Source organism: Bacillus cereus group sp. MG9, assembly GCF_040459995.1.
In the GTDB taxonomy this organism is placed as follows: domain Bacteria; phylum Bacillota; class Bacilli; order Bacillales; family Bacillaceae_G; genus Bacillus_A; species Bacillus_A mycoides.
In genome coordinates, this window is sequence record NZ_JARVHC010000001.1 from 1,309,451 (window position 1) to 1,323,118 (window position 13,668).

Sequence of the window (13,668 nt, forward strand, 5' to 3'; positions counted from 1 at the left end):
TTATGCTTGTTTTAGGTTTTAAAATTAAATCACTTTATTGTCTTTATACATTTACTTCCCGTTAATTAATTCTATTAGTACATCCTGTACAGAGATAATAAAGTTGTTTAATTTACAATAAAGTCATTTAAAAATCCTTCTTCTACTAACGAGGCAGGTTAGTGGAAGAAATAGCAAGTGGGTTTAACTAGGAGAAGTGTCTTCTGTTTTTTAAATTAAGGATATCGATAAATTAAGATTTACTTACTTAACATTATACTTATTTTCGGACCGAGGCATCTAATCGGTGAGTATATACAAACCAAGTAATGCTTGCTGTTAATAATGTTGACGAAATTAAAGCTGTAAGAACACTATATGTTTGCCAAATAAGTATCGTTGACCAATCGAAGGCAAAAAACATTATACACTGGGCAATCGTAGCGATTAGGAAAATAATTGTTACGATTGTTCTCTTTTTTGTCATTGGCTGCTGCTCATTCGTTTTCCTTTTTCTTAATCCTAAGAAAAATAACAGAACGGCTAATAGGCAAAGAATAATTGTGGTAGACGACAAAATGATGTCCAAAAGCTGTGTGCCACTTATCTCATATGACTGAGTTAGATTGCCGTTTAATATATTTTTAACTTGTAGTACCAGGTTTATATTGGTATTTGCGCCGTTGCTCAGTAAGCAGATGGCTGTTCTTTCATTTGGCAGTATGGCTACTTTGGTACTAAAATTTGGATTACCCCCAGTGTGTTCTATAAACGTTTGTTCGGCGTTTACCGACCAACCTGCCGCATAATACATATCATTGACAGCCGAAACAGACATATCACCTCTATGTGATTTTTCGATGGCCCTGTGAAATATTTCGGGTATGTCCTGCACGATACCCATCTGTATGCCCATCCAACGCGCCATATCTTTTGTATTAGAAATGATATAGCCGGCAGGTTTATTCCCAGCATAATCCGGAGCGTTAAATGGAGTTGTTATAAAAAAGGAAGAACGGTAGCCCTGTGCTAACTGTCCAGTGGCTTGAGCATCCTCTTTATAAACATACGTCTGGTGAAGACCTAAGGGTAGAAATACCTGTTCCTTCATAAAGTCTTCATAGCTTTGTCGTGATACAATCTCAATAACCAAACCCAATACGTCATAATTAACGGTTCCATAGTTATATTGTTCACCGGGAGAGAACGCCAATTCTGCATCTACCAGCGTTTCCACAGTCTTTTGCAACATATCAGGCGTATTACCTTGTGGAATATTTTGAAGATGTCTAATATTTGTTAGGCCGCTGGTATGGTGAAGAAAGTTATTTAGTGTAAGGTTTTGCATATCAACAGGTTTACCTTGATACTTTAACGTAAACCAAGGTAAATATTTTTGGATAGGGTCAGTCATTGATAGCAGCCCTTGCTCTTCCAATAGCAAAATCCCCATACCAGTAAAAGCTTTACTCACCGAGGCCAACTCATAGAGTGTATTTTCACTTGCAGACAGGCCCTTTTCAAGATCTGCATACCCAGAAGAAAAGTAGAACACTTCACCATCAGCAAGTATTGAGATTGACATTCCAGGCACACCTGACGTACGACAGGCATCATCTAGCAATGCTTGTATTGCCACAGATTTCGAATCTGACAACGCATAACCTTGTATTGCGAATCCTGAGAATAATATAAATATCGTTAATACAAAAACAATAGTCTTTTTCATACACTCTCCTTTTTGAAGAATTATAAGGGTATAAATAACTTATTTTTATAACTATAAACTAAATTCTAATTTATCTTTCTATTCACCTATATAATATCAAATAATTGTGAAGAGTTACACTTAAACTAACGGGGGCGTTAGTTCAATAAGAAGTAAACAACTTTATTATTCATTTTTTAAGCATTACATAAGCAGATGGATATAATTTGAAACAACTTTAAAGAGCCTTGCTGCATATAGAATGTAGTAAGGCTCTTATCTTTTTTAATCAAAATTCAATAACTTTATTATCACTATACACATCCAAATCTTCTTCAATAACTAAGTCTTTAATAAAAGTACGTATCCGTGTACGATAATTGTTATATTTGGTCTGTTCTTTGTTCGTAGCGCTATATCGTTTATTTACCGAATTGTATGCATGAATAGTGTGCCAGAATGGGGTTCTCCTATATTAATTAGTTATATTTTATCTTTTTTCGACAGTATTCGACACATGCGATATTAGATATCTTTTATAATCAATAGAATAGACTACTTAATGAAAGGAGTTAAATATGGATATTCAAAAATTCGAAGCACTATTTGGACAAAAAATGAGATCTAATAAAGAGAAAAGACTATTAGCAATCGAAGAATATCTAGCTTTTAACCATGACATTGACATAGCATTTGAAAATGATACTGAAAAATGTTCAGCATTCATTTTACAGATGATTAGAGAAGAACCAGACATTAGTGATGTCGTCTTAGGCGATATCGCAGACATAATAATGGAAAGATATTCAGCAGGTCAGCCCTACGCAGTGTCAGAATTAGAAACCGGATTAAATTTAGATCAAATCAAAAAATTATTAGAAGAACTTTTATTAAATAAAGACTGTTCATATGAAAATCTTATTTTCTCTGATTGCCATGAAGTAACTCTTGATAGTATTAATGAAACCGTTGAATTCAAATGTAGATATACAGAATTTTATGTTGATCCGAAAACAGGTGAACTAGGACGTGAGATTCAAAGTGGTACGATTCGTGTAATATTTGACCTGAAAAACAAGCTATATATAACATCAATGGTCGGATATAACAAAATAATTAATAAATTAATTGATTTAATTAAACATAATTATCATCCTCAGATAAACATTAAACCATATTATTTACAGCAAAACATAAGATATATTAAAAATGCTGCAACTAGCGATTTTGCTTCATTAACATTACTGGTAATTAACTTGATCTTTAAGAAATTTAATGACATGGGATATATGGTACAAAGTGTGGATTCATTATCATTTAACAATGAAAACGCACCAAGAATTAAAAATGCTAAATTAACCGGTACTGACCTGTTTAAAGACCCAGACGTTGTAGAAAGAATATATAGTGCAGACAAAATAACCAAGTTCACTGTAAATATTATGAAAATGATTGGTGGCAATGCTGTACTCCTTACGGATTTAACTATTGATTTTAGAGGAATGATAAAGTTCATTTTTGATAATCAGAATGAAAGAACCTTTACTGTCTCTCAAGCATGTGTCGATCTTTTTAATGGTATCAACGAATTAATGGATGACGAACATACTATAGAGATAGGTCAAACGTTATTAAAAGAGAATATGCAACGTTTAGCATTTGATACTAGACCACAATTTAATGCATTTATGTATACATTAAAGAATGAGTTAACGGATTTACTTCCAGATAAAGCCGAGAAGGTCAAGAGCTTTTTTCAAAGTACCTATAATGTCTCCGATTAATAATACAAAGGGGAGAAAAATATGTTTTTATCGAGTTCATGTATTATTGTAAAAGCTAATAGTGTGACACCTATTGATGAATTTTTGAGGAATAGTCATTTTACTCAACCCAAAAAAGGGCTAGATGATTATGCTTTTTATTCAATTAACTTTTATAATCCAGAAAAGACAATTGGTGAAATTCATTGGTCCGAATCCTTTCATTACGGTAAAATGAACTTGATAAATTTCATGAGAAAAAATAACACATTTATAATTTTTACCTCATCTGTTCAAAATTATAAAGTCTTGAGTTATATATTAGAGCAATTATTCGGCAGTAATTTAAAAACCGAGATAGTTAAAATTCCATTAAAGTATCAACTCGATGAGCATGAAATTAAGGAAATTGTTAGTATAGAATCTCAGAATACCTTTGGTATAAGTGTCATTTTGAATATTGATGAAAAATATAGTTTGTTAAAAATCTATTCGAATGGATTAATTACTTATAGCATGACTAATGATCGCATTATTATTGAAAAAATTATTGATATTGCATTAAAAATAATTAAGCTACTCAAAGTTGGTGATGAGTTTTAAACATGTGTAAAGTTTGTGAAATACTAAAAAGTCTTGATAGTTATTCAGTAGAATACCTTGGATGGATAACTGCAATTGTTGGAGGAATAATAGCGTTAACAACAATAATTTTCACACATTATAACGAACGCTCAATAGAAAAATCTAATGATATTGTAGAAGAAATTCAATCGATTCTTCAGGATAATAAAGATAATAAACAGGACTTACCATATAGTGAGTTAAGCAATAAGTTTAATAAAATAATACAAGTTCTATCGAATAACCGCGTGTATAATATTACTTTAATCTTTTTTGAAGTTATACTGTATGTTCTAGTAGCACTTTGGTTTTTTGGGTCTTTAGGATATGCTCTAAATGCGAAAACTTGGACCGAAAGAATACTAATTATGGTCGCTTCTTTTATACTCATAGCAGTATTTTTGTTTATACCAAAAATTATTAAGATGTTCAATAAAAATAAGTCATTAATAATAACTAAGAATAATAAATGTAGCTATAATGAATTACTAAACTTTTTTCGATTCAACAATATACTTACAAAAAATGACACTATAAAAAATTTAATTCGTCCTACACTGAGGATATCCATTAACACAAGGGATCAAATTATTCTAGAATATAATCAAAAAGTGTCTATAACAGACTATTCTATAATCTTTAAACTATTAAAGGATAACGAAGTAATATATATTTGTTTACATATTAATAGCGATAAACAATCAATTCAATTCTCCACAGATTCAAATAACGGAATGATATTTAGAGGTTTATTTGATATGATGCGTACTTCAAAAAAAACAAAAAGTAACATCTTCATATCTGACATAATATCCGAAAATAAGGTATTCAAAATAAATAATATACCTAATGATGATGGAGATGTAATTCTTGAGATTGGCAATCAAGAAACGATAACAAATAACTATGTTAACAACCTATTTCAACAAAAAAAGTCTCTAATTAGAACTGTTAATGGTTCACCAAATGGCGAAAAAGACTACGAAATTACCATATTGGAATAAAGCATCCAATGATGAACTGCCTATTCAATTGTCAAACACAAATCTAGCAATTGGATAGGCAGTTTTTTATTAAATATCACTTTAAAGAGAAATTAGAAATAGTGTTTTTGGACGGTTAACAGACAAAGTTGAGTTCCTCATCCATTACATTATTAAATGGAACATTTGGCTGCTTTGTATATTTGGATTAGTCAACATGTGGCAAGTGATTCTCTCACTCGATTATGTAGTCAATTTTATGCAAATACAGCTACACCCATGAGTCCAGAAGGACTTAATCAACGTTTTAACGGATGCGCTGTTTTATATCTGTTTGTATACATCCGCGTACGCAACTTTTAATTGCTCACGCAATTTCTTATTTTCTACTTCCAATTTCTTGATGCGACGTTTTAAAGAATCTATGATGGCATCTTTGCTGTTTTCAGTCAACTCACGTTTGATTTGCTTCAAAGTAGGCGCTTGTGCTTGTTGTTTCCGTAAGGATTCAATTCTTCCGCGTAGCTCCTGATTGTTGTATAACGTTGCTTTTGCTATGCCAGCTTCGCTTGCTACACTATTAAAATTGATAGGATCAGAGGCTCGTATGAGTCTTTGAATAGCTTCATCGACTTTCTTAGCGGTAATGGCCTTTCTTGATGCATGTAGTGCTTTTAACTGTTCTTTTCGGTTATAATTGGCCATTTCTCACACCTGCCTTTCTCTTCATGCGGTCCTGTCTGCCAAAGATAATATTACCCTCACGGATATTGTTTAAAATACCATGGTAACGTTGTAAATTTTCCTTTTGTTTTTTTACCACATCATCCCGACCATATTGTTTTGCCACTTCAATGGATTTGTTTGTGGTTTTTACATGAAGTTCATATTTTTGAACATCGTATTCTGAAAATCCAATTGCCAAGTCCTTGCATGGGCTGCCTCCGTTGCAAGTGAGGCAAGGAGGGGCTTCCATATGTGGGCAATTTCCTTTCAAACGCGCATGGCATGTCCCGTAGGGATTATCCATCGCATTCAACTTATGATCCTGCCAGAGAGCTTGAAGGATGTCTGCTGGGATATCTTCGCCTGCTTTTATCTCCTGCATCTCGCCATTCAAGTCAAAGCTAAATACTCCTTGACTGATGACAGATTCAAATGCTTTTCGCTTCGTGTTGTCCAATAGTTTAGCATACCGTAAAGTCATTTCAGGAGAGGCGTGGGCTAACAATTCCTGTACCGTCAAAATATCCGCACCACCGTTCAGCATTTTTACTGCGTAGGTATGACGGAATTGGTGATTCGTAAAATAAAAGAGATTTCCTTGCTCATCCACAATGTTTTTTTGTTTTGCCAAGATATTTAGTTTATTTCGAATCCAGGACTGAATAAATGGCATTCCCTTACGGGAACCACGATAGCGAACGAAAATAAATCCGTCAGGATTATTGTCTTGATTGCTGTTCTCTTTGGAGTGTTGAATAAGAACCGCTAAGATATTTGCCAATTCGTCGTCAATTGGAATTCGATGCCCGTTTACATAAGTTTTCTCAATATCCGTAACAATGGAATATTTGCCATTTAACTGTTTTAAACAATCAGAGGTAAGCTCTAATACATCCGAAATTCGTAATCCTGTTTTAAAAGCCACCCATACGACAGGAATGACTTCTTTATGTAAATCGTTGATGTATGTGAAAAGTTGTTCCAACACAAAGTCAGGAATGTAATCAATCTGGTCAACTGACTTCTTTTTTAGCTTCGGTTTATCTTCTGGAAAGAGTAGCAATCGCACATCTGTTTCTGGGGCGATATCATATTCATATCGCTGGATATCTGTAAGAATCTTTCCTATAACTACCAAGCCATAGTTTATATATTTTTCAGGATGCGCATTTTTTTGCTTTAAATTGTTCTTAGCGTATTCATGTATCCATAGAATGTATTGCTCTATATGTGAACGATTCAATCTCTTTAAATCTGTCCATGAAGGTTCTAACGAAAATATAAACGATACGAACCTCGAAAAGTATAGTAGATAATTTTGAGCTGTGCCCCAAGAAAATTTATTTTTGCTCAGAATACGTTGTTTGAAGTATTTTTTTATTTGCTCACGCATTTTACCTTGTTCAACTTTGGTGAAATCAATGTAATAATCAGGCTTACTTTTGTTATAAGCAACTCCATATTTATCATGTAATACTCGTACATCCCATCGTTCTTTCTCCCACTCTTCACGGGTATCTGTCAGTACAAAGAAAGATAAATAAATCTTTCGCAAAAAGGTTGCTAGGGGTGATTTAGTAGTGTATTCACGATATGATGATTTACGTGATATTCGCTGTATTGAAGCTCCTTGCTCCTGTAACCAAAACCACCATTCCCGTTCCGTCTTTTCAATGTTCAAATCTAATAGGGAGTGAAGGGAAGAGTATTTCTCGTTGAGAAATCTTGTTAGCTTGCGCATCATTCTTGCTTCTCCGCCAAAAGCACTGCTTAACACCCATGCATCGTTGAACAGCTTCTGATACCATACATATTTTACTTCCAGGTTGACAGTCGGGCTGTTGATTTTAAAACCCACATTCTGACTCCCGCTATTATTAAAAGGCACTGTTATCTTAAACTGTGGAATGACTTCAAAAAAGTTGGCATTCCAAGTGTCATTGACCAAGAAGTAGGGGTCCTTGATATACCGAACTGTAACGGAACCATTATCTTGTACCGTCTTCATAGGGTATCTTGATAACTCATGCTGCAATTTTTCATGAAATCCTAATTGTTCTATGTTGATCTGCTGTTTTTGTTTCATTCTGTCCCGCCATTCTGTTGTTGTATTTGAAATGCACCCTGTGCCTTTTCCCAATCCTTACGGATTTCTTCGTCCGAAGGATGAAGGTACAGGTTCATCGTTGTTTGGATTTGTGAATGCCCCAGGCGTTCCTGTACTTGTTTGATGTCTTTTGTTTCCTGATAGTACATCGTTGCGTGTGTGTGGCGGAACAGATGAGGGTGAACATTAATTCTTGTTTTCTGTCGTAATCGTTTAAACATGGCTTCCACATCGCTGTACGTCATGGGTTTGCCTTTGTTCTCACCACGTAACTTTACAAATACAAAGTTTGTATCGATATTCAGTTCATCAATGACCTCATACAGATAGTCATCGTATAAATCCATGAGGGCTTGTGATACAAAAATCTCTCGTTCGCCTGTTTTTAGTTTCGCTCCGTTTTCCAATTCTCCACGGTCCGTCAAGCGAATACGATGCCCTTTTCCATAATCAAATTGGAAGTCCTCTAGAAATAGGGAAAGTGCTTCTCCAATCCGCAATCCCGTTTCAAATAAAAGCTGAATTAGGAATGTATCCCTTATATTTGTGGTAGCTACTAAGGTTTGCTGTACCTGTTCCTTTGTAAGTATTTGTATCCTCTTGCGTGGTTCTTTGACCTTTAACACATTCCTTATAGATGATTTGTCTTTATTGACATGGTGAAGAAAGCTCTTGTAACGTGTTCGCCCACCTGTAAAAACCTGACGCATTAACTTTTCACCCATATCCTGTGATAACTCTTCATTACGATACAAATAGTCATAGAAGTTTGTGACAGCGGTGACCGTCAGGTTCACTGTTCTCTCTGTTTTCTTTGTTTTCACGGGAACAAGTGATGTTATCCTCTTACTCCCATAAGGATTTTGCAACCATCCCACAAAATCTGCCAAGTCTTCTAATCGTATTTCTCTATAATCCTTCTCTGTCTCTTGTAAATAAGAGAAATACTGTTTTAATGCATAACAGTACGTTTTCTGTGTATTGCTGCTTTTTCCTGTGAAATCTAAATATTTGAGGTACTTCACCACTGGGATTACAGGAATTCCTTTTTCATCTATTAAAATGTATCTTTTGCCCTCTTCTAGTATAATCTCTTGTACACGTATAGTTTTTCACTCCTAAACCTTTTTTCATTTACGATCTGTCTCGCGACCTTGCTATGCCTTCCACTATGAGCTACGTCTTCTACTCTCAAAAACAAACATAGGTTTCTTGAACATTATATACATATTAAACTATATCTATAATATCTAGTTATACATAACAATATGTATAAAAAAAGAGGATCTATGCTCTCATACTGAACATAGTATCCTCTTATAATTATAGTCTGTTTAAGTAAAACTTTGGAGTTTTTAATGTTTCATATGTGCTTGTAAAGGAATAATTTCCTCCGTTTGAGCTCCAACTAATTGAGTTTTCTCTTGTTCAACAACAGGTGCTTTCTTTGTTAAGTAATGATATACCATACCGACAAATACGGATCCGCCAATAATGTTACCGATTGTAACTGGAATTAAGTTATGAATAGCGCCCGCAAAAGAAATTGTCTCAGGATGTGGTGATACTAAAGATAAAGCAAACAGTGATAAGTTTGCAATGCTATGCTCATAACCAGATAAAAAGAAAGTGAAAACGAGCATCATCATCATTAATATTTTTGCTGTGTCACCTTTCACTTGAGAAGGTAAGAAGCAGGCAAGACATACGAGCCAGTTACATAAAATCGCTTTAAAGAATAATTGCATTGTAGGTGTATTCATCTTTCCTTCAACAACTTTATTCATTAAATGACTGTGATCAATTGCTTCGAAAATTCCAGTTGCGTAAAATAGTAAGGCAAAGAATAAAGCGCCAGCTAAGTTACCTGCATAACAAGCAACCCAGTTGCGAAGTGTATCAGAAATCGTTGTTTCTTTTCTTAAAGTTGCCACTGTGAAGTACATTGTATTGCCAGTAAATAATTCAGCGCCGCCATATATAATAAGTACGAGAGCAATTCCGAAAAACATGGAGGAAGCTAAATATGTTGCTGGTGAATCTGCAATATGAAAAAAGTTACCTAATTTAAAACATAGTACAATAATAAAACCGATATAAATGCCCGCAAGTGCAGCACGAATGAAATATTGCATTGGATTTATATCTAGCATTTGTTTTTTGCTCTTAGCCAGTTTTACAACGTAATCTAATCCTTGTTCTAGCATGAGTAATACGCTCCTTTAATACATCGTCTATAAATACTCCTTATATGAATAAGGTACATGGATTTGTTCATAGTTTCAATAAGTTTGTGCAATATTTCACAAAAAGGACATACATCTAGAAAGGAAGCGCTTACAAAAGGTAGTATAATGGAATTTTTTCTGAAAATAGAGAGGGGAATTGAAACGAGAAAAAAGAAAGAGCGCTGTAATTACAGCGCTTTTTCGTCTAAATTCTTTTCTACTTTTACTTCTACTTCTTTCGAGAAGAACCAACCGCAAACTGCGATTCCAACTAATACAATCCAGAATGTAAGCTTCCACGGAGTGGATTCTGGGAATGAATGCGGAAGGACATTTAAAGCAGGGTGTGCTAGCGTATAAACTGTTAATTTCACACCAACCCAACCTACAATTAAAAATGCTGCAGTTTCAAGTCCTGGTTTACGTTTTAATATTTGTACGAAAGCAGTTGCTGCAAATCGCATTATAACTAATCCGATAAGTCCACCTGTAAAGATAACGATAAATTGACCTGTATCAAGACTACCAATCGTACCTAATCCTGTTTTCGGTAAAGTCACTGCTAATGCAACAGCAGCTAAAATTGAATCAACTGCGAAGGCGATATCAGCAACTTCGACTTTAAATACAGTCCACCAAAAGTTCTCTTGTTTTTTCTTTGCTTCTTTTTCTTCTGTTTCTTCATGTGTATTCTTTTTAACATACGTTTTAAATAAGTGATTCCCCGCGATAAACATAAGATAAATCGCACCAATTGCTTGCACTTGCCATACATCTACTAGGAACGAAATCATAAATAGTGATCCGAAGCGGAAAACGAACGCTCCTGCTAATCCATAAAATAGTGCTTTCTTTCGTTTTTCTTCTGGTAAATGTTTTACCATAATTGCGAGAACGAGAGCGTTATCAGCCGCTAAAATCCCCTCTAGTGCAATTAGGATGAGTAATACCCAACCATACTCCAATAATAATGATACATCCATGTACATTCTCCTCTCATTTCTATAAAGACTAAACAAGTGAAGAAGTTCCCCACTGTTTAGTTTCCCCATACTCCTGCGTATCAACGGTGAAAGGAATTTGAAAACAAAAAAGACCTCTGCCGTTGATAGGCAAAGGTCTTGCTAGACATATGTAATGAAAATGCCAACAAAGCCGGAAGAACTAAGTTCTACGTAATGACGACTTTGTTTCCAAGAAATAGTTCTTGGACGCTACTCCCCTTTGGAGATATGCTATTGTACTCTCATTATATGGATAATTTATACGGTTGTCAACCTGTTAAAATATCTTCGTTTGGATATTTTATTTTTCTTTGTTTTTTACGTGCAAATGAAAAGGCTAATGTTAAAGGCCCCATCTTTCCAAAAAACATCATAAAGATAATAATTGTTTTGCCGATGATTGTTAAGTGTGGCGTCAAATTCATGCTAAGGCCGACAGTTCCAAATGCTGAAAATACTTCAAAAGCACTCATTAATAAAGGAACCTTCTCAGTGATGCTTAAAATTAAAATGGAAAGAAAAATAAAAGAAATTGAAATAATAGTAATCGTTAATGATTTGACAATGAGCGTATCTTTAATGGATTTTTTAAACACGACAATATCATCTTGTTCTTGCAAAAATTTAAATACGCCGAAAAACATAATCAAAAAAGTCGTTAACTTAATCCCACCACCAGTTGAAGCACTGCCAGCACCAATAAACATAAGAAGCATCATTAATAAAAGTGAAGGTTTTGATAATGCAGAGATATCAACAGTATTAAAACCGGCAGTACGTGTTGAAACCGCTTGAAAATAAGCAGCCATACCTTCTTCAAATGGTGTAAAACCTCTCATGGAAATTGAATTATGGAACTCAAATATAAAGATAAAAGCTGTAGCAATAATATTGACGATTAGAGTAGAAGAGAGCATAAGCTTTGAGTGCAAAGTAAGGTTTTTAAAGTTTTTCTTTCTTTTTATATCTATGATAACCGTAAAACCAATCCCACCTAAAATGATGAGGGAAGAAATAACGAGATTGACGAGAATGCTATGGGAGTGCGACATTAAATTATCGCTCCACACAGAAAACCCAGCATTGTTAAAGGCTGAGATAGAATGAAAAAAGCTGTAATATATACCTTTGGCAACCCCATATTTTGGTACCCATTCAAAAGAGAGAAGTAAAGTAGCGATACATTCTACAGTAAAAGAGAATAAAAATAATGCTTTTGCAAGACGAATGATTCCGCCGACATTTGTTTGGTTTAATGCTTGTTGTAATAAAATCCGGTTTTGAAGGCCGATTTTTCTGCCGAGCATAATTGCGATTAAAACAGCAAAGCTCATAATGCCAAGCCCACCAACTTGTATAAGTGTTAAAATGACACATTGGCCAAATAAGGTAAATACTTTACCAGTGTCCACAACACCAAGCCCTGTAACCGTACAAGCAGAAACCGTTGTAAATAAGGCATCGAGCCATGAAATGGACGTTGTTGTAGCAATTGGCAATTTCAATAGGCATGTACCGATAATCGATAGCATAATAAAAGATACAGTAAGAACACGGGGAGGACTCATGCTAATGTTAATCCGTTTCATTTCACATATCGTTCCTTTCGATTTGCTCTTACTAGTATGTGAAGAAGCACTATTATGTATGTTAAAAAAGAAAGAGGCAGAGAATATCTGCCTCTAAGCCATAGGTTATATAGTTATCCGCGTAATTGTTGTTGAGCTAAAGCAACAAGACGTTTCGTTACTTCACCGCCAACTGATCCGTTAGAACGAGATGCTGTATTAGATCCTAAGCTTACACCGAATTCTTGTGCGATTTCATATTTGAATTGTTCAAGTGCTTGCTCTGCACCCGGAACTAGTAATTTGTTTGTTTTCACCATGTTGATACACATCCTTAAAGAGTAATCCAGTTTAGCTAAGTGCTATCTGGTAATGTTATTTTATGTGTAAACGACGTACTCATACACGGAAGTAAACGGTGTGATTAGAAGTTCTTGGATAGAAAAAAAAGTAGCAAATTTGCTACTCTTTTTTCAGTATTGTCGCTGTACCTTCTACGACAATATCATCAGATTGATTATATATGTTTGTTTGCAATGTGATAATTTTTTTATCGTCCCGTTTTTTAATAACTTCTGCCACAACGCGAAGTGTATCACCGATTTTGACAGGAGCACGGAATGAAACGTTTTGTGATAAATAAATCGTATTTTTGCCAGGAAGTTTCGTTCCAAGAATGGTAGAAATAAAACTTGAAACGAGCATGCCATGGGCAATACGTTCTTTGAACATTGTCGTTTTTGCAAAAGAGTCTAGAATGTGAATAGGATTTACATCTCCAGTCAATTTTGCAAAATTGATAACGTCCTCATCCGTAATTTTTTTTGTCAGTGATGCTTGATCACCGACTTGAATCTCATCGTAACGAAGCTCCGGAACAGTTTGTGCTTCTTGAAATGGATTCATTTTGTCCTCCTTCTTTTCCATATCGAAAAATGTAAGCCATCTTGATGTAGTAGGAGGAAGAAAGAGTTTTGT

The 13,668-nt window shown here is 34.6% G+C and carries 12 protein-coding genes, 1 pseudogene and 1 riboswitch; of the genes and pseudogenes, 4 read left to right on the forward strand and 9 right to left on the reverse strand.

Annotated elements, in window-relative coordinates; genetic code table 11:
• Nucleotides 1-259: 259 nt before the first annotated feature.
• Nucleotides 260-1,708 (reverse strand): serine hydrolase domain-containing protein, encoded by a 1,449-nt coding sequence (locus QCI77_RS06675; RefSeq protein WP_088609847.1) that lies wholly within the window; start codon nt 1,706-1,708, stop codon nt 260-262.
• Between the two features lie 557 nt (nt 1,709-2,265).
• Here QCI77_RS06675 and QCI77_RS06680 point away from each other — a divergent pair.
• From QCI77_RS06680 to QCI77_RS06695, 4 genes and pseudogenes are all read left to right on the forward strand, one after another.
• Nucleotides 2,266-3,471, forward strand: coding sequence for a hypothetical protein (locus QCI77_RS06680; RefSeq protein ID WP_353824691.1), 1,206 nt, complete (start codon nt 2,266-2,268; stop codon nt 3,469-3,471).
• Between the two features lie 21 nt (nt 3,472-3,492).
• The gene (locus QCI77_RS06685) at nt 3,493-4,053 is read left to right on the forward strand and encodes a hypothetical protein (RefSeq protein WP_353824692.1); all 561 of its coding nucleotides are present in this window, start codon (nt 3,493-3,495) and stop codon (nt 4,051-4,053) included.
• A gap of 2 nt (nt 4,054-4,055) precedes the next feature.
• Entirely contained in the window at nt 4,056-5,078 is a 1,023-nt protein-coding gene (locus tag QCI77_RS06690; RefSeq protein ID WP_353824693.1) for a hypothetical protein, read from the forward strand.
• Between the two features lie 165 nt (nt 5,079-5,243).
• Nucleotides 5,244-5,390: pseudogene (locus QCI77_RS06695) on the forward strand (IS4 family transposase); the annotation flags it as partial.
• Here the strand turns inward: QCI77_RS06695 and QCI77_RS06700 are convergent.
• From QCI77_RS06700 to QCI77_RS06735, 8 genes are all read right to left on the reverse strand, one after another.
• Nucleotides 5,382-5,762 (reverse strand): DUF6262 family protein, encoded by a 381-nt coding sequence (locus QCI77_RS06700; RefSeq protein WP_353824694.1) that lies wholly within the window; start codon nt 5,760-5,762, stop codon nt 5,382-5,384. The pseudogene QCI77_RS06695 and the gene QCI77_RS06700 sit on opposite strands and share 9 nt — an antisense overlap.
• A complete protein-coding gene (locus tag QCI77_RS06705; protein ID WP_353824695.1) occupies nt 5,749-7,869 on the reverse strand; it encodes a tyrosine-type recombinase/integrase in 2,121 nt (706 codons plus the stop codon). The genes QCI77_RS06700 and QCI77_RS06705 overlap by 14 nt, the downstream gene beginning before the upstream one ends.
• Nucleotides 7,866-8,996 (reverse strand): tyrosine-type recombinase/integrase, encoded by a 1,131-nt coding sequence (locus QCI77_RS06710; RefSeq protein ID WP_353825760.1) that lies wholly within the window; start codon nt 8,994-8,996, stop codon nt 7,866-7,868. Before QCI77_RS06710 ends, QCI77_RS06705 begins: the two co-directional genes overlap by 4 nt.
• A gap of 249 nt (nt 8,997-9,245) precedes the next feature.
• Nucleotides 9,246-10,097 carry a formate/nitrite transporter family protein gene (locus QCI77_RS06715; protein ID WP_002011581.1) on the reverse strand — a complete coding sequence of 284 codons (852 nt, stop codon included), beginning with the start codon at nt 10,095-10,097 and terminating at the stop codon, nt 9,246-9,248.
• A 209-nt stretch (nt 10,098-10,306) separates the two neighbouring features.
• The gene (locus QCI77_RS06720; protein ID WP_002011580.1) at nt 10,307-11,101 is read right to left on the reverse strand and encodes a TerC family protein; all 795 of its coding nucleotides are present in this window, start codon (nt 11,099-11,101) and stop codon (nt 10,307-10,309) included.
• Nucleotides 11,102-11,180: 79 nt separating this feature from the next.
• Nucleotides 11,181-11,353: riboswitch (yybP-ykoY riboswitch) on the reverse strand.
• Nucleotides 11,354-11,391: 38 nt separating this feature from the next.
• Nucleotides 11,392-12,711: a TrkH family potassium uptake protein gene (locus QCI77_RS06725; protein WP_113770127.1), complete on the reverse strand. Its 1,320-nt coding sequence runs from the start codon at nt 12,709-12,711 to the stop codon at nt 11,392-11,394.
• 113 nt (nt 12,712-12,824) lie between these two features.
• Complete coding sequence (locus tag QCI77_RS06730) at nt 12,825-13,010, reverse strand: alpha/beta-type small acid-soluble spore protein (RefSeq protein ID WP_000241212.1); 186 nt, start codon at nt 13,008-13,010, stop codon at nt 12,825-12,827.
• Between the two features lie 142 nt (nt 13,011-13,152).
• Nucleotides 13,153-13,596, reverse strand: coding sequence for a MaoC family dehydratase (locus QCI77_RS06735; RefSeq protein ID WP_001067911.1), 444 nt, complete (start codon nt 13,594-13,596; stop codon nt 13,153-13,155).
• Between the last annotated feature and the right edge of the window lie 72 nt (nt 13,597-13,668).